The following is a 17,616-nucleotide window of genomic DNA, read 5'->3' as shown; positions in this document are numbered from 1 at the left end:
TAAGCGTATCCATTGTTACAACTATCTTCGCCACATTTTCTTCACATTTTTTCACAAACATTTTTATTATTAAATCGAAAATTTCTTACATGCTATCATTTTTTTACAGAGGAATGTAGAACTTTACCTACCTCACCCTAAAATTCATAAAAAAAGAGTCCTTAGTATAAGGACTCTCAGCGTGTCGACAAAAAGTATCAAGTATTACAACTTGATGCCTTATATTCAGTTGATTGGAGCGGAGGACGGCACAAAATGTAATACGCAGCAGACATACGTTAGCGAAGGTTGTGGCTTACAGTGTGCCGGCGGAAAGCGTATCATCACAGCGGAAATCAACGGCATTTAAACGAAAAAAGATTGAAGTGCCCTTAACGTAAGGACTCTTGCATAAATTGATTCGTAAAAGCCGTAATAATATGTTTGGACGACCATTGTTCTCCCGATACTTTTGTAATCGGGTAATCTCTACGAAAGATTGCTTTCGTTATATCATCTACAGAGAAGCCACGTTCATAGAGCTTCCGAACTTCTCCCTCCAGTTCTTCTAAATAGGCAATTTTTTCGATAATTTTTGCCCGACCATCTGCGAGATAACCTGCATGGCAGCAATATACCTTTTCAAAATCATAGTGTAGTAGTTTTTTTAACGATGCCAAAGTATGTACAACGTTTTCCTCATCAAGTACAACTTTTGTTTTCGTTTGAATATATAAATCACCTGTAAACATGGCACCTGTTGCACGATTATAAAAAGACAAATGATCTGTTGTATGTCCTGGTGTAGCAATAATATCCCATGTAGCCGTTTTTGTTTCAAGCGTGTCACGAAACGGCTGTGCAATAAACGCTGGTCGCTGTCCCCATAGCGCTTGACGATACAACTGATAGTTTCCATCTTGTGCACAATCCGCAACCGACTCATGATGAACATAAATAGGGACACCCATATGTTGCTGTATCCATGCAGCATTACCTGAATGATCCTCATGCGAATGAGTCAAGGCAACTTGTTCAATCGGTAGCTCTCGAAAAAAAGATTGAAATTCCTCTGTAAGTGAGTTCGAACCTGTATCAATTAGTAAGCCATCCACATAAAAGCTATATACACTCATGCCAATACCTTGAACAGCTACCTTACCATGTGCACAGTGCACGTCATCATTTTGTTCAATAGCAATGCTTTTCTCTAGTTTAAACATATTTTCTCCCCCTTCCCCTTTGTAAAAAAAATTGTAGCACAAAATGAATGGCGAGTCATTTTTTGGCGCATGTTACCATTTATTAAACGGACTAGCAATTCTATTTTGAAGAAAGAAAAAACGCCCACTTTATGTGAGCGTTTTATTACAATAAATTATTCATTTGTTCCTGTTTCTACATCATATTCAGTAATCCAGTCACTAAAGCTACCTGTATAGAGCTGAATATTTTCGTAGCCTTCATCGGCAAGTACTGCATAGAGTGGTGATGCTGTGACACCACTACCACAATACACAACAATATGTTCATCTTGTGCAACTTTTGCACGCAGCGCATCATTGGCTTGCAGTGTATTTTCTACCTTTAATTGCTCCCAATCAAAGTTTTTAGCAGTTGGAATATGGCCAGCTACTTTATCAAGTGGTTCAACCTCACCACGGTAGCGAGCAGCGGCACGTGCATCTAATAGCGTTGCTGTCTGCTCTCCATCCACAATGGCTTTCACTGCTTCACGCGGTGCATAAAGATAATCTTGCCAATTAAAGTCGATTGTCGTTGGGGCATATTTGACAATATCCTTTGTGAAAGTCACTTTGTTTTCAAGCGCTGCCACTCCCCCGTTGACAATAACGACATTCGGGAAGCCTGCATACGTTAGCATCCACCAAGCGCGCGGTGCAAACGGTGATGCCCCCTGATCATAAACGACGATTTGATCTTCATAGCGGAGGCCTAATTCTTGAAATACAGACGTTAGCTTTTCCTTACTTGGCATCGGATGACGGCCATTTTCACTTGTCATATCCGATAAATCCTGCTCTAAATCTAAATACACAGCACCAGGTGCATGACCTGCTTCAAATGCTTGTTTTCCTGATTCTTTGTTCTGTAAATCATAGCGAGCATCCACAAAACGGACATTATCAACTTGAATTTCCTCAACTGTTTTGAATACTTTTCCCACGTGAATCACCTCATGCGTATTGTAGTTGTGCGTAAATTGATTTCCACGATGCTAGTCGACTCTCTTCTTGTAATGCAAGTCGTTCAGTAGCAATTTGCTCTAATGCCTGATGGTATATATGCAGACGTAATCTCTCCGCTTCCTCAAGGATAAAGGTAATTGCCCAAGTCATTAGAGATACTTTTTGTCCATCTAAATAGTTTTGTGCATCTGGTTTTGTTAATGCTTCTAACGCTTCACTTAACTTCATTTTTTCATTTTTCTCAAAGAATGCCTTTTGATTGCGGAAATGCGATTTCACACTTACATATTTTGAAATATCGGCAAATGGACCTTCAAATGCTAATAAATCTGGCTCTGATGATTCAAATGCTAAAAATGAGAAACTACGGTTCATTTCTTTTAACTCACGTACTTCATCTTTAAAGCGCAGTTGCATTTTCTTACTAATAAATTGTGATAAGCGGAAGTTTGTAACGCGCATTTCCTGTGTAAAGTCAAAACGTAAACTTTGTAACACTTCTTTCAACGCATGCTCTAATGCTTGCTGTGCAGGCATAGCGGCAAAAGTTGACGGGTTATAGCCTTCCTTAAAGAATTCAGGGTAGCGATAATAAACACGCTGCAAGACGTAATACAGTAACTCATCTAATTCCTGCTTTGTCTCACTTTCCATCATGCTAGTATTTAACGCATTAAACTTAGATTTAACGTGCTGTTCAAGCGTTGTTAGCTCCGCCAAACGTTCATCTTTACGTTTTAAGTTTTCCTCTGTTTGAGCAATTAAATCCCCTAAACGTTGCTCTGTTTTATCAACTTCTTCTGCAAGTGCTTGCACCGCTAATGCACTTAGTTCGTCATTTAAGAATGTATGGAAAGCATCTTCAAACGGAGGCATACCGGATGCAAATGACCCGCCCTCTACTTTTTCTTTTAAAGCCATTAAGCTTGATACCCCATATAGTCGAGGGAAGCGAATGCCAAATCGTTGTAATTCCGAACGAACATAGCCTTTGACATCTTCTTGCTCTTCTTCTGTCGTCGCCAAATCAATTGCATTGACGATAAAGAACATTTTATCAAGTTCAAACGCATCTTTGACACGTCCTAATTGGATTAAGAACTCACGGTCAGCTTTCGCAAATGCATGATTATAGTACGTAATAAATAAAATGGCATCTGCATTACGAATATATTCAAAAGCAACCCCAGTGTGACGTGCGTTGATTGAATCTGCTCCTGGCGTATCAACAAGTGTTACACCCATACGTGTTATCGGACTATCATAGTAGAAGTCAATATTATCTACGAAGCATGATTTATTTTCTTGTGCGACAAATTTTTCAAATTCTTCTCGCTCTACACGTAAAACTTGACCTAGTTCTGATTTAAATGTTGGGTAGCCTTCTTTGTATGCACGGATAAACGATTTATGCACATTTAATCGCTCATCTGTAAGCTGTACCGCAAGTCCCTCATCTGCGCGGTTAAACGCTTCTTCTAACGATGTAACGGTTAAACCAATTGCCTCATATGAACCTTGGATATCCTCAAGCATTTGTGCAGTAGTTTTTAGCTGGACATCTGCTGTTTCATGAGGATGCTCTGGTGTCACTGGTCGAATTTTATTAATAGCCGCCGTTGTTGGGTTAGGTGATACAGGTAACACATTTGCACCCATTAGTGCATTAGAGAATGAAGATTTCCCAGCACTAAACGCACCGAATAATGCAATCGTAAAATCTTTTTTCTGTAATCGCTCTACTTTGTTTTCTAAATAACTTGCTACTTCAGCAAAACCTTGTACTTCTTTTACTGCATTTGCTGTATGCAATGCACGCTTAATAACACCATCAATTGGCAAGCTCGCAGCACTTACCGCCTGCTGTGCTTCCTCTTGCTGCAAAACCTCTTCCTTTGGCTTTAACATGGATTCGTCAAATATTCGAATATCAGCTAAGTCCTGCTCAAACGCTTTATCCCAAACTTCGAGCTGATAATTCGCTTCTTTTCGAATTTCATTGCTTGCTTGATGCATTACTCCTGCACTATATTGCTGATAGCCTTCGATTTCTAGCACTGCTTGAATAGCATCTACTTTCGCTTGCATCCCAGCCATTTTCAACTTAGATGGAGCAGCGGTTTCAGTTGCAACAGCTTGTAACGTTGTTGCTTGTGCATCTTTCCACACATCTGTTTCTTGAATAAAATAACGCTTTGTTGCCTCGGCAACACGGTTGGCAAAATTGAGAACTGCATCTCCAGTTAATATTGCCCCGACTTGCACTTGTTGTTCAATCAATGAAAATGGTAAATCAAACACATAGGCATCCACTGCTTGTGCGCGCTCTTCACTTAAAGCACCGACATCTTTTAATGCTTTTTTCATTAGTGCTTTTAAGTGACCCGTAATTTGTGCATGGACAACTGTTTGATAGGCACTATACGCATCATCTTTACGACGATTGCGTTCCTCCTCGGTTTTTTTCTTTGCTGAAAATAAACCGCCTACTTTAAACCCTTCCTGCTTACTTTCTAAGTAAAGACGTAATTTATCACGTACATCTGCTGGCATTATTGCCGCATTTGCAAGTAATTCTTTACGTTCTTCTTCGAAAGTTTCATTCCACGCTTCCACAGAGAATAATTCTACTTGACGACTTAATTTATTATATTGCTCTAAAATATCTTGATGGTGTGCCCAATCATCAGCACTCAATATGTCCTCATCGATAACTAAACGATCTTGCTTTTCTTCCATTAAATAATTGTCATGCTCGCTTTGCAATAAACGCAGCGTATTTGTCGCTGTATGAACAAGCTGATCTTGCCAATCGTTCATGCTATCCATAACAATCTTTTTAACAGCTTCAAAATCATTATTTGGATGCTCTGGCTCTCTTAAAGAAGTGAAAAATACACCCTTTGGCACTACGCCCCATGCAGAGAACGAATTGTGGACAGTTGCTTTAAATTCTTCGAAGCTTAATTCATTTTCCTTATGTTTATCAATCATATTAACGATTAAATAGACATTTGGATTGTATTTCATTAGTTGTTTAGTAAATTGAAAGTTCAACTCAGATTGAACATGATTATAGTCCATTGTATAGAATACAATATCTGCAATATGGAGTGCTGATTCTGTAGACATGCGATGTGCATCATCTGTTGAATCTACACCAGGTGTATCCATCACCGTTACGCCCATTGGTAATGTAGACGCACTATGACCAATTTCAATTTGCGATACAAGATCCCCATTTTTACTAAGTTCTTTTACGGTTTTAAAATCATACCCTGCTTCAAACTTAACTGGCTTTTCATTGTGCATATAGACAATGGCAAAATCCTCTTCGGATTTATGGACTTTTACGATATTCGCACTCGTCGGAATCGGACTGGAAGCAAGTAAATTCTCACCAGATAAAGCGTTAATCATACTTGATTTACCAGCAGAGAAATGGCCAGCAAAGCCAATGACATACTCTTTTTGTTGTAATTTACGTGCAAATAGGGATGTCTTATCCATACGCTCTGTATCACCGTTATGCTGATATATTATGTATTGTAACGAAGCTTGCTTTAAAAGCCCTTCCAGTTGTTGTTCAAATTCTTTCATAAAACGTAAACCCCTTTACCCTTTTAATTATTCACAATTAGTATTCTACCTTATTAGATATGCAAAGTATAACACTAATTTACTTTGAAAAGCATATATATCAAGGTTTCAGACGTAATATTCGTCAACAAAGTCATGTTTATCCAAAATGACATTGCAAGATTCTTCTAAAAAAATCTACTACATTTACCCTCACAATGGATGCATAACTAAGTTTCTTGTGATTTTTTTCATATTTTAGAAGGATAGCGAACTATGAAAAGGTGAATAACAATACCAACTTAATTATTAACTCCCTTTAATATTTAAATAAGAAAAGTTTTCAAGAAGATAGGAGCAAGGGGCACAAATAAATTAAAGGAGTGATTATATATATGGTAAAGGAAAAAGATTGTCGTCAGATTATTCATTTATGTGACTGTGAAGATAGATTTATATGGCCACGTATAACAGCTCTTAATGTCCCTGTTATTGCACCTCCTCCCATCATCGTTTCCGATGAAAGAATTATACCTAAAGTGAATAGATATTTTTATATAGCGACAGCAGATATTCATTTGACGAACGGGGTCACACTTGCCGCTAATCTATTTTCAGATGATAACGGAGCAACAGTAACAGAATTTTCCATAGAACATCCAAATGGCTATGTAAATCTCTTTATTAATGCCGTCATGCAAGAAGGTGGGATTTATTCCGTAACTTCGACTTCCCTAAGCTTAAATGCTGATAACGCAACCATTTATAGAGGGACGCCAATTATTATCGAATCTATTGGTTTTTTCACTGAAGTGAACTAAAACTTTTGAAAGGAGGTGAACACATGGCGCTTTCCATTATTAATATCAATGTCAATGTTTCTAGCACATCCACAAGGTTTTTCAATATTTTAGCTACCCCGCTTGCAATTACAGATGGCACAACGCTTGCTGCAACAACTTTTTTAACTGACAGCGGTACTGCAGCAACTGCTTTCCCAGTCATAATTAATGGGTACTATAATTTATATATCAATGGTGTGCTACAGGAAGGTGATGCCTATTCAGTTTCCTCAACTGAACTAACTTTTAACATAGTTACAGCTTCTATCGCCGCTGGAACTCCAATAATTATTGAAGCTGTTGAATTATCAACTATTATTTAATCAATCGTAAAATTTCAGTCTGCTTATTTTGCTATTAAATACAGCAATTAAGTATGCGATATAACTATTAGCTATGTTATCTGTATGGATGCTCTAAATTAATTTAATGCCTATTTTAGAGCATCCATACTACCTATTCACTTAACCGAATTGTTTTCTTAATTCATAAATTTTTTTTGCATAGGCTAATGCATGTGGGCCATCTCCATGTATACATAATGTTTGCGCAGAAATCTTGATTTTCTTTTGTTGCACCGACATTACTTCATTCGAAGTCAAAATACTTTTGACATGAACGAACATTTCTTCCTCAGATTGAATTAACGCATTTGCGTCTTCTCGACTTACTAACGTACCGTCTTCATTGTAATTACGATCTGAAAAAACTTCCTCGTATACTGGTAAACCCTTCTTCTTTGCAATTTTCACCATTTCGCTACCAGCTAAACAATATAAAACATAAGTTGGATTTAGATCATATACTGCATTGACAATAGCTGTTCCTTTTTCTATATTATTAGCACTTTGATTATAGAGCGCTCCATGTGGCTTCACATGATGAAGTGTTCCTTTTTCCACTGAAACAAATGCTTGCAAAGCTCCTACTTGATAAACGATCATATTATATATTTCATCTGCACTAAAATCCATATTCCGTCGGCCAAATCCTTGAAGATCAGGATATCCCGGATGAGCTCCAATAAGAACGTTTTTACGGATGGCATTTCGTACAGTTTTATGCATCATTGTATGATTCCCTGCATGATAGCCACAGGCAATATTGATTGATGTCACATAGTCTAAAATTTCTTCATCTTTGCCTAGTGTAAAAGCATCCACACTTTCACCCATATCGCAATTAATATCAATTGGCATATCTATTCCTCCATTAATGCAAATCTTATTGTGTTAAACATGCGCATTTGAGCAACTTTATGTAAATCATCTTCGTGTATTGTTGCAATGATTGGATAGCCGCCAACCGTTTGGGCATCTGCCATTAAAACAATAGGCTCACCACTTTGTGGAACTTGAATTGTCCCATATTGGGTTGCTTCTGAAAGAATGTCTTTTATGTCTTTTAAAAGTAGGACGTTACCTTTGAAATAATAGCCCATACGATTTCCACCAGCAAACTGATATGAGTTATTCAAAAATTGTTGTTTACTCTCTTCTGTAAATAAATCAAAATGAGGACCTTTAAAAATTCTTACTGTAATAGCTGTATTAACTATAGGACGAAAAGGTGCATATAACCCTCTTGTAAATCGTAACGTCTCTCTGTTCTGTCCATATAAGATACTTCCTACATTAATCGCATTACCGACGATGGGTAAGCATGACTTACTGCCAAGTATTGGATCTGTTTGAAATCCACCTTTAGGCGTTAGATATACAATAGAGCCATGGGTAACGCTTTTTATGGATAAAATATCTCCCTTTACTAATTGAAAGGTTTTCCACATTTCGATGGGGCTACCATTTACTAAACAATCACAAGTTGCGCCAGTCAATACATACGTTCCTTCATTTAAAGCTTGAAATTCAAAACCACCTATAAACATCTCAAATGATGTTTGATCCTTCCCATTGTTTAAAATAGAATGGGCAATTCGAAATGATATTTTGTCCATAGGCCCAGATAAAGGAATACCATACGCACGGTAGCCGTATCTCCCTTGATCTTGCAGGCTCCCATAAACACCTTGTTTTTTAACCATAAGAAGTGGCTTCAATTGCTACACTCCTTTACTTTTTATTTCTAAAAACTCAGGTTTGGTAATTTCATAAAATTGTACTTGATCCCCAAGAGAAAAGATAAAAATGTCTTTCCCATTAATATCAAATAAATTGAATGGCGTCTTACCAATAATATTCCACCCACCTGGTGAATCGAGAGGATAAATCCCTGTTTGTAACCCTCCAATTCCTACAGAACTTGCAGACACGAAATTCCGTGGCTTTTTTAATCGAGGTACAAATAATTTGCTATCTAACTCACCTAAGTATGGAAACCCAGGTAAAAAGCCGATTAAATATACACTATATGTTTTAGACATGTGCATTTTTTTTATGTCCTCAAATGATAAACCTGTATAATCCATCACACGGTGCATATCCAAAGCGAATTCCTCATCGTAACAAACTGGAATTTGTAGCTGACGATTTGTTCCTTCATCGACTTGAGAGGTAATTTGCATAAAAAGCCATTGTTCTTGTAAAAAAACTAAATCAATTTTGTCTTTAACATATGCTGTAACAGTATGATAGCTAGCTACACTTTCAATAAGATTTGAATGTAGTACTTTTTTAAGAAAGCTATTAAACTTTTGCACAATAAGAAAATTTTCTTGTGATATTACTTCATTAAAGGCAAAACGGATCGTGTGTCGACTAATCCACATTGTATGAGGAAACTCAATTATTTGTTGTTGCATGAATTGTTTCCTCGATACAAAGCTTAATGCAAGTTATTAAATCTTGAATGTTCCAACCCGGTATTTTCCCATGCTGTATAGCTAATTCGAAAGATGCAGGAATATGAATAAATCCAGCACGAATTCCTTCATGTTGCGTTGCATAAACTAGCCCTTCATACATGATGTTATTGCATAAATAGGTCCCCGCGGTATTTGAAATTTCTGCAGGATATCCTTCTTTACATAATCGATCAACCATACTTCGAATAGGTAAATTTGTAATATAGGCATCCTCACCACCATCATATATGCTTTCATCTACAGGTGTATAGCCGTTGTTATCTGGCTCTCCATCTTTAACGTTAATCGCAATTCGCTCTGGTGTTATTTTAAAACGCCCTCCAGCTAATCCTAATGAAATAATAATTTCAGGCTTTATTTCCGCAATATATTGTTTCAACTGCTGTGCGGATTGCTGAAAATCTACAGATAGTGTACGTCCCACAATTTCATAGCCGTCCATCAAACTTCCGTTTAAATATTCAACAATTTGCATAGTGGGATTAATTTTATAATCTAAAAATGGTACAAATCCAGTTAATAATATTTTTGTCATTTTCATCACCTAAATTTCTATTGGACGTAGCTTTAGTGCCCATCCATTTTTATTTTGTTTTTTTACTTTAGTAGATACTACTGATTGCATGGCTTCTTGTTGTAGAGAAATTTTCTTTTTAATTCTAACAAACAACAGCAACAAATACTCTCCATGCTATGAAATAATTTTATTTTTCTAAATTTTCTTCTTATCTATTAAACTATCGATTGCTCATTTTATTCATATCTAAATTGAAGCCGCAAATTGTAAAATTCCATAAAAAAAGAGTATGACACAAGTCATACTCTCAGATTTTAGACAAAAGAATTCTATAGATTAAAGTAAGTAATTCTTTACTTTTTAATTACTATCCAAATACATAGTAGAAGGTTGAAATACAATATTAATATTTTTCAACTCATTTATCACTTTTTCTGTTAATTTAAGCCCTACTTCATTATGTTGTTTTTCTAAATTTTCACCTCCAACAATTAAGCTATCAGAATCACATTTTACCCAAACACCATAATCATTTATCCATGATCTTAGCTGTATCTTTAAAGAAGGAGAAATTTCCATTTTATCCATATCCAAGTTAAAGCCACAAACCTTACACCATAACGGATCAGAACCAAAATCTGCTTCCACTTTTATTTGCACAAGTTCTTTACAATTACATAATGAATCCATAAATAACTCCACTCCTGAAATTTTTACGTTAATTAAAGAGTATGACGCAGGTCATACTCTTTAGGTATATATTCATTTATAGTAAAAAATGTTGAAAACAAGAGCACTAACGAAAGCGCTATTATTTTAAATGGGCAGTCGCCTGTTTCATGACGTATTTCCCCACTCCAATATAAATAGCAACTGTTGCTCCGATAAATACGAATGTCATTGCTAACCGCTCCTTTTCTTATAAATAGTATGCTAAAGCAACGAATGCCGTAGCGTGAATTAACTGATTTTGAAAATCATTCTCATTAATATAATATAAATTTCGCCCTATTTCGTCAAGACATACTTTCATCTTACCCTTTTAACATGGTAAGATGTAGAAAAGTCGGAAAAAGGATGCGGTAATGATGAGTAATTCGAAGTACTTTCAAACTATTTTAAACGGGACAATCCATGCATTAAAAACGATTCTCCCTATGGATATTCAAGTGAAATCACCAAGTATTATTTCGGAGCCCTTTCAACAACAGCAAATGGGTGTACTAATAGGCCTTATTGGAGATGTAAAGGGACGTGTAATCATAGATTCCTCCCCTGACATATTTAGTGGTATCGGCAGCTCTATGTTCGGCATGCCACTTGAAGGCGAAATGCTAGAGTCTTTTACTGGCGAATTCGGAAACATGATTGCAGGTAATCTATGTACAGCAGTAGGACAAGAAAGCCTAGATATAGATATTACACCGCCAACAGTAATGGTAGGAAACACAAAATTATACGGTTTTGAAAAAGCATTTGTACTACCCGTTACTATTCCAGACGTTGGTGCATTAACAGTATTACTAACGATTGAGGAAGAAGTAATAAGAGCATAATCTGGATTTTTTCAAACTATACATTCTATGCAATTATAGCTAGTATTTATGAATACGAAATCGTTATCTGCATTAAAAGGAGTTGGCTCATATTTGAGTCAGCTCCTTTCGTATTTCAACTATATTTCACATTTCTTTCACACAATCCACTCTGTTGTGTGATTTTTTTCACATCAAAAAGATTTGATTTACCATATCATGACTTTAAGAAAGCCACTATGAAAGCGTAGGAGGGAGTAAAAAATGGCCAACAAAAAAAAGTCAGAAGATAATCTAAAAGGCTCACTTTATGGAGTGTTTGGAATCGGCATTATCATTATTTTAATTTGGATTTACTGCTTCAATTTATTCATTGAGCGTTTTTAATTTAATTAGTAAAAAGAACTATTTCGTCAACAAGATGTAAGTAATACGACAGAGGAAGGACGACAGAGATATGCATATACATAAATACGAGAAGTACTGGCTTGTATTTGGAGTAGCTACTTTAGTTGCATTTCTTATTATTCTTGGTATTGGTGCATTTCACCAAGGCTCTCATCCAAACAGTAATAAGAAAACCATCGATTATGAAAAAGTGAAAGAAATTGCACCGTTTACGAATCCAGGTGTACACAAAGTAGAAGGTAAGGATTGGGATTACGAAGTTGTCATTTTAGCATCTGCTTTCTTTTACAATCCACCCGAAATTGAAGTACCACTTGGTTCAAAGGTAAAATTTATCGCGACAAGTGAAGACGTTATACATGGATTTGAAATCGCAGGTACAAATATTAACATGATGCTTGAACCTGGTTATATATCTGAATATGTAGCTGAAATCAATCAAGCTGGGGAATTTTTAATAGTATGTAATGAATACTGCGGTACAGGACATACGCTTATGCATTCTATGCTAAAGGTGGTGGATCCAAATGAGTCTAAATAATAATTTGACAAAGGTGGATCGTCGTGATGCGAAACTAGCACTTGCCCATATTTATGTGGCATTTATCGCATTATTATTAGGTGGTCTAGCTGGTTTATTACAAGTTTTTGTACGTTCAGGACAATTCACATTACCAGCAGGTATTGGTTATTATCAAGTATTAACTGTTCACGGCGTATTACTCGGTCTTATTTTAACAACGTTCTTTATATTCGGTTTCCAAATTGCTGGGGTTAGCCGAACATCTGGTACTCTTTCAGATAAACAACGATTACTCGGTTGGATCGGTTTTTGGTTAATGACTATCGGTACAGCAGCAGCAGCAGTCATGGTGCTATTAAATAAAGCAACTGTTCTCTATACTTTTTATGCACCACTGCAAGCACATTGGATTTTCTATCTCGGCTTAACGCTCGTAGTAGTCGGCTCTTGGATTGGTGCAGCCGGACAAATTTTACGTTACGTTCAGTGGCGTAAAGAACATAAAGGCCAAACTTCTCCACTATTATCTTTTATGGTAGTAGTCAATAATTTACTATGGTTCGTGGCCTCTTTAGGTGTAGCAGTTTCTGTTTTATTCCAACTGTTACCTTGGTCTCTTGGTCTCATTGAACGTGTTGATGTGTTACTTTCTCGAACATTATTCTGGTATTTCGGTCACGCACTCGTTTATTTCTGGTTATTGCCTGCCTATATGGTATGGTATGTTGTTATTCCAAAAGTCATTGGCGGGAAAGTTTTCTCTGACTCATTAGCTCGCTTATCATTTATGCTGTTTTTAATCTTCTCTGTACCCGTTGGTTTACATCACCAATTAACAGAGCCAGGTATTGATACAACATGGAAATTCATTCAAGTTGTTTTAACAATGGCAGTTGTTGTCCCTTCCTTAATGACAGCATTCTCCCTATTCGCAACGTTTGAATTACGTGGTCGCGAACTTGGTGGTAAAGGTATTTTTGGTTGGTTTAAAAAATTACCGTGGAAAGATGCACGCTTCGTAGTTCCTTTCATCGGTATGCTATCATTCATCCCTGGTGGTGCAGGCGGTATTGTTAATGCATCTTATCAAATGAACCAACTCATCCATAATACAATTTGGGTTACTGGACACTTCCATTTGACATTTGCTAGTGCAGTAGTGTTAACATACTTCGGTGCAGCGTTCTGGTTAATACCTCATTTAACTGGTCGTACACTAACGAAGTCGTTAAATTCACTTGGTATTGTTTCGGGTGTTTTATGGGGCGTCGGCATGACCATTATGTCCGGTGCAATGCATATTGCAGGATTAATCGGTGCTCCTCGTCGCTCTGACTACTCAGAGTATGGCGGTGCTCAACAAGCATATGATTGGATTCCATATCAAATTGCTCAAGCTGTTGGCGGTACTATTTTATTCATTGCGATTTTAGTCATTACGTACATCGTAATAAAACTAGTTTGGTTTGCGCCAAAAGGTGAAGAGGAATTCCCTATTGGTCCAATCCATGAAAGCAGTGGTCCAACACCACCAATCCTTGAAAACTTTAAAGTATGGCTTGTAATTTTAGTAGCATTAATCATTTTTGCTTATACAATTCCAATCTTTGATATTATCTCTAACTCACCAGCTGGCTCAAAAGGCTTTAAGCTTTGGTAAAGCAACAAGCGATTTCTCATTGTAGAGAAATCGCTTGTTTTTTGGAACGTTTTTTTAGATTTATTTTGTCTACTTTATAAATATTTGTTTCACTAAAGCCACGTTAGTTGAATAAGAAGTTTCGTTTCTAAATAAATCGATATTTACGTGAAAATTGAGTGATCACCAAAATACTCGTTAACCCAACAATGAAATACCATATTGTATTAAAAGGAACTATATACATTAATAAACCAAATAAAATAGCTGTTAAAAAGCTTACTGTAATAGATTGTGCATTCGTAATTTTATCTTGAATTAAATAATATAAAGTGAATGGTAGTGCTAAAGTAAATAACGGAATATAAATTGTTACAATAGATGTTTCAATGAGGGATATTGAAAGCACAGCTATTATGAAGCCTATTGACGTAGTAAGCATTCTCCCCACAAATACTTTACCTGTAAAATAGCCGTATAGCAGAATAAACATAAGCGTTAAACTGGAACAAATCCCCGTTATTAAAACAAATGGATGACCTATGAAGAAAGCTGCTATTGAGAGAAAAACTAAAGAAACGAATGGCAACAGCAATATTGAAGGCTTTTGCACTTTTTCTATATTCATTACATTTGTAAAACCTACAAGAAGTAATAAAGTAAATGGAACCGCCAAATATCCTAATTCAAAGTGTTTACCTAGACTAATATGACTAACCTCGAGGTTTCCGACCATTATGATTACAAGTGATGCACTGATTTGACCAAGCAACCCCAACGTGCTTGATAATTTAAAAGCATGTGTAAGCTTATTCATAATTACAATTAAAACAACACCAATAAATAAAGCGAAATATAACAAATTTCCCCCTCCTACAATATTTTTTTCAGATTTAAATCCCCTAATTCCAAATTATACATTATTTTCAAAAAATAGAGCTAATACTAAGGTGATTTGAATTTCATTAAAAATATCAAAAGGATCTATCCACCTACATATATAAAAGAATTCTACCATTACTAAAATTGGAAAAAAGCTCTTATTTAAATTAAGAACGAATTTTATGGGATAAAGTTACATATTAAAGTCCACAAACCGTCTTTTGGTAACTTACCTTAAAAATGTTATGCAATAAAATGGCCTGATTGAGGAATAAGAATGAAACAAATGTGTACGGCTTTGGTATAAATAGTGAAACAGAAAATAACCATTTTAGTACATTTATTTCGTGAATATGCCCATTAGCGTTGTAAGCAGGTTTGTTACACAAAGGTGGTATCAGTTTACAATGTTAAGTAAAAAGATGTTACCAAACGACGAGTTTGGAATGTTATACTTAATAAAAAAGTGAATTAATGTTATAAAATATAAAGTTTTGGAGGTATTTAAATGAGCTCTTGTTCATTTATAGCAACAAATTTTGAAATGCCTGAAATAGAATCCAAAGCAAAGTATATTACGGTCAAAGAAGCTATTGAATTAGAAATAAAACCGCATGAATTGGTACCTTGGGAGAAGATGGATCCGAATACCCAAGTATTATTTGTTGAAAATAAAGAGGATTTAAATGAGTTAGTCATTAATAAAGACTGTTACTATAATGTAAGTGAATATACTGGATATCCATTTATATATGAAGTAAATTTTAGCTATTCAGAATTAAGAGTAAAGCAATTAATGGATTACTTAAAAGACAATATTAGAGAAGGACAGATAATTGAACTATGGCGAGTATGGATCGGTCATGATGATAATGAACTAAATATACCGTATAGTAGGTTTAATCATAACGAATTATCTCTCAATCATCTGTTACAAATGTACAATTGGAACAATGAAAACTATAAAAAACAATATTGTATAGTATTAGAAAAATAAAATTGTTGTTGTGGAAGCAACGTTTCCCGATTGTAGCTTTTCTACTTGTTGGGCATGTTCTTTAAATTGCATAAAATCTTAGAAAGAGCTACGCAATCCTTTATTTTAAGGGCAAGCAAAGCTCTTTTAAAATTTCTTAATACTTTAATTTGCCTTTTAAGCAGGTTAACAGGTCAAGCATCTAAGCGTCATTTGCTTTGCCAGTTTCCTTAAAGAGTGTTATTTCTTAGAAATCAAATGACTTCACGCCGCGCTTTCAAAAAACAAAAGTATATAATAAACTGCTCATTGACACTTGGCTACATGACATTATGCTCACCCTCTTGAACTCATCCTCCACAATCTGGTCCTTTAATAAAAATGAGCACTGATTCTTTTCACAACGCCCAATGGTTGAAAATCAGATTAACTTGTATTTAGGAAGTTATTAAGTTTATTTATGTATTCGTTATAAATCCTTGCTGCACTAATATGACGTGTTACTGTCTCTTTTCAACAAATAACAAAATTAGTGTTGCCAATGGACCTAATACAAGTGAAAGTAAGAACCAATTTAACCCCGTTCTATTTTTCCCTTGTGCAAGTGCAGCATTTATCAATGCCAATGTACCCCAACCTACGAAATATTGGTTATCCATCCTCTGTCCCCCCTTTTACATTTAACTATACTACAATGTTAGATGAAAAAAGCACCCAAAGAATCGTCTAGTTACATTTACAAAAGCATGTTATTCAATAATCTAACCCTCTAATGAAAACGAGCGCTGATCCATATTATAGAATCGCGCCGATTGTTGAAAAATCCTGTTATTATGATTTTTGTTACAGTTCATAAACAAAGGGAAATTTGCCATCTACAAATTATTTCTTTTCATTTTCCCTTCCACTTTACTTTGGTTTTCAGCAACCCTAAATTTTACTATTTGACTAATTAATCCATAAGGGATGGGTTTTTCAATTGGGAATTGAACTGCACCTTTAGAGGTTTTATATCCCGATAATTCATGCTGAAAATTATTAATCCCGCTTGAAGTTGGGTAGAAGCCTATATGATTTTTGTATGCAGCAAAATGTACCAGATTTCCGTTTAATACAAAAGTAGGCATTCGGTAACTTATTTTTTCCTCGGCATTTGGTGCTGATTCCTTTATAACCTTTCTTATTGTTTTTAATATTTCTTGAACCTCTTGAGGATATTGTAAAATATATTCATCAATTGATTCAGGAATGTTTTGTTCCATAATATGCCTCCTTGTAAATTTAAGTATTTAAAGAATTTTAAAACACTTTAATATTAAAGTAAATATTCTTTATCTATTTCTCACTCTCCCCAATTTTTTCAAAGTTATTATTGATGAATTAATTTAAATATGTTTGGTCCATTTTGTTTAAATGAAAATTCTCACATTTTCTTTTGCCCTTAACAATATTCTTTAAAATATGTTTCTCAATTTAATGGCCCTTTATTGAAAACTTTAAATTCCATTTTTCCCCTCAATCGTGTCCTTCTTTCAACAAAATTTCTATCCTAAAAATACAATTTCACCATTTTCTTTTTTGCTCGAATTGTAATTTTACCAACGCATTGTATTGGATTTTTATAGCCCTTTTCACCATCGTGAAATAGCGTAGAGAATAGATTTTCTATTTCAGCTAATGTTGTATCTTTAGAAAGTTTATG

The 17,616-nt window shown here is 35.5% G+C and carries 18 protein-coding genes; 7 read left to right on the top strand and 11 right to left on the bottom strand.

Going from position 1 to position 17,616, the window contains the following annotated elements:
* Positions 1-371 precede the first annotated feature (371 nt).
* The 3 genes from ACIQXW_RS04175 to ACIQXW_RS04165 all read right to left on the bottom strand — a co-directional run bounded on the left by ACIQXW_RS04175 (position 372) and on the right by ACIQXW_RS04165 (position 5,789).
* Complete coding sequence (locus ACIQXW_RS04175; protein ID WP_401018594.1) at positions 372-1,202, bottom strand: MBL fold metallo-hydrolase; 831 nt, start codon at positions 1,200-1,202, stop codon at positions 372-374.
* A 155-nt stretch (positions 1,203-1,357) separates the two neighbouring features.
* A complete protein-coding gene (locus ACIQXW_RS04170; RefSeq protein WP_401018595.1) occupies positions 1,358-2,167 on the bottom strand; it encodes a sulfurtransferase in 810 nt (269 codons plus the stop codon).
* A 10-nt stretch (positions 2,168-2,177) separates the two neighbouring features.
* Positions 2,178-5,789, bottom strand: coding sequence for a dynamin family protein (locus ACIQXW_RS04165; RefSeq protein WP_401018596.1), 3,612 nt, complete (start codon positions 5,787-5,789; stop codon positions 2,178-2,180).
* Between the two features lie 374 nt (positions 5,790-6,163).
* On the opposite strand from ACIQXW_RS04165, the gene ACIQXW_RS04160 reads away from it, so the two are divergent.
* Complete coding sequence (locus tag ACIQXW_RS04160; RefSeq protein WP_401018597.1) at positions 6,164-6,589, top strand: DUF4183 domain-containing protein; 426 nt, start codon at positions 6,164-6,166, stop codon at positions 6,587-6,589.
* Positions 6,590-6,612: 23 nt separating this feature from the next.
* Positions 6,613-6,933: a DUF4183 domain-containing protein gene (locus ACIQXW_RS04155; RefSeq protein WP_340825001.1), complete on the top strand. Its 321-nt coding sequence runs from the start codon at positions 6,613-6,615 to the stop codon at positions 6,931-6,933.
* A 141-nt stretch (positions 6,934-7,074) separates the two neighbouring features.
* Here ACIQXW_RS04155 and ACIQXW_RS04150 read toward each other — a convergent pair whose 3' ends face one another.
* The 5 genes from ACIQXW_RS04150 to ACIQXW_RS04130 form a co-directional block, all read right to left on the bottom strand.
* The gene (locus ACIQXW_RS04150) at positions 7,075-7,809 is read right to left on the bottom strand and encodes a 5-oxoprolinase subunit PxpA (RefSeq protein ID WP_402760040.1); all 735 of its coding nucleotides are present in this window, start codon (positions 7,807-7,809) and stop codon (positions 7,075-7,077) included.
* Between the two features lie 2 nt (positions 7,810-7,811).
* Entirely contained in the window at positions 7,812-8,669 is an 858-nt protein-coding gene (locus ACIQXW_RS04145; RefSeq protein WP_402760038.1) for a 5-oxoprolinase subunit C family protein, read from the bottom strand.
* A 3-nt stretch (positions 8,670-8,672) separates the two neighbouring features.
* Entirely contained in the window at positions 8,673-9,371 is a 699-nt protein-coding gene (gene pxpB / locus ACIQXW_RS04140) for a 5-oxoprolinase subunit PxpB (protein ID WP_401018603.1), read from the bottom strand.
* On the bottom strand, positions 9,352-9,969 hold the full coding sequence (locus tag ACIQXW_RS04135; RefSeq protein WP_402760036.1) for a pyroglutamyl-peptidase I: 618 nt from the start codon (positions 9,967-9,969) through the stop codon (positions 9,352-9,354). Before ACIQXW_RS04135 ends, pxpB begins: the two co-directional genes overlap by 20 nt.
* Before the next feature lie 342 nt (positions 9,970-10,311).
* Positions 10,312-10,641, bottom strand: coding sequence for a hypothetical protein (locus ACIQXW_RS04130; RefSeq protein ID WP_402760034.1), 330 nt, complete (start codon positions 10,639-10,641; stop codon positions 10,312-10,314).
* A gap of 398 nt (positions 10,642-11,039) precedes the next feature.
* Between ACIQXW_RS04130 and ACIQXW_RS04125 the strand changes: the two genes are divergently transcribed.
* From ACIQXW_RS04125 to ACIQXW_RS04110, 4 genes are all read left to right on the top strand, one after another.
* A complete protein-coding gene (locus tag ACIQXW_RS04125; protein ID WP_340825013.1) occupies positions 11,040-11,507 on the top strand; it encodes a chemotaxis protein CheX in 468 nt (155 codons plus the stop codon).
* Between the two features lie 243 nt (positions 11,508-11,750).
* On the top strand, positions 11,751-11,873 hold the full coding sequence (locus ACIQXW_RS04120; RefSeq protein ID WP_340825014.1) for a hypothetical protein: 123 nt from the start codon (positions 11,751-11,753) through the stop codon (positions 11,871-11,873).
* A gap of 70 nt (positions 11,874-11,943) precedes the next feature.
* Entirely contained in the window at positions 11,944-12,435 is a 492-nt protein-coding gene (locus tag ACIQXW_RS04115; RefSeq protein ID WP_172770986.1) for a cupredoxin domain-containing protein, read from the top strand.
* A complete protein-coding gene (locus tag ACIQXW_RS04110; protein WP_340825015.1) occupies positions 12,422-14,077 on the top strand; it encodes a b(o/a)3-type cytochrome-c oxidase subunit 1 in 1,656 nt (551 codons plus the stop codon). The genes ACIQXW_RS04115 and ACIQXW_RS04110 overlap by 14 nt, the downstream gene beginning before the upstream one ends.
* A gap of 127 nt (positions 14,078-14,204) precedes the next feature.
* On the opposite strand, the gene ACIQXW_RS04105 is transcribed toward ACIQXW_RS04110, so the two are convergent.
* On the bottom strand, positions 14,205-14,918 hold the full coding sequence (locus ACIQXW_RS04105) for an MraY family glycosyltransferase (protein ID WP_402760032.1): 714 nt from the start codon (positions 14,916-14,918) through the stop codon (positions 14,205-14,207).
* A gap of 528 nt (positions 14,919-15,446) precedes the next feature.
* On the opposite strand from ACIQXW_RS04105, the gene ACIQXW_RS04100 reads away from it, so the two are divergent.
* On the top strand, positions 15,447-15,935 hold the full coding sequence (locus ACIQXW_RS04100) for a magnesium transporter (protein WP_402760030.1): 489 nt from the start codon (positions 15,447-15,449) through the stop codon (positions 15,933-15,935).
* A gap of 479 nt (positions 15,936-16,414) precedes the next feature.
* Here the strand turns inward: ACIQXW_RS04100 and ACIQXW_RS04095 are convergent, their stop codons facing one another.
* On the bottom strand, positions 16,415-16,573 hold the full coding sequence (locus ACIQXW_RS04095; protein WP_167395904.1) for a hypothetical protein: 159 nt from the start codon (positions 16,571-16,573) through the stop codon (positions 16,415-16,417).
* 216 nt (positions 16,574-16,789) lie between these two features.
* Positions 16,790-17,176 carry an iron chaperone gene (locus tag ACIQXW_RS04090; protein ID WP_402760028.1) on the bottom strand — a complete coding sequence of 129 codons (387 nt, stop codon included), beginning with the start codon at positions 17,174-17,176 and terminating at the stop codon, positions 16,790-16,792.
* Between the last annotated feature and the right edge of the window lie 440 nt (positions 17,177-17,616).

This window comes from Lysinibacillus sp. NPDC097162, assembly GCF_044762185.1.
Classification (GTDB): domain Bacteria; phylum Bacillota; class Bacilli; order Bacillales_A; family Planococcaceae; genus Lysinibacillus.
This window is presented reverse-complemented; position numbering and strand designations above follow the sequence as displayed.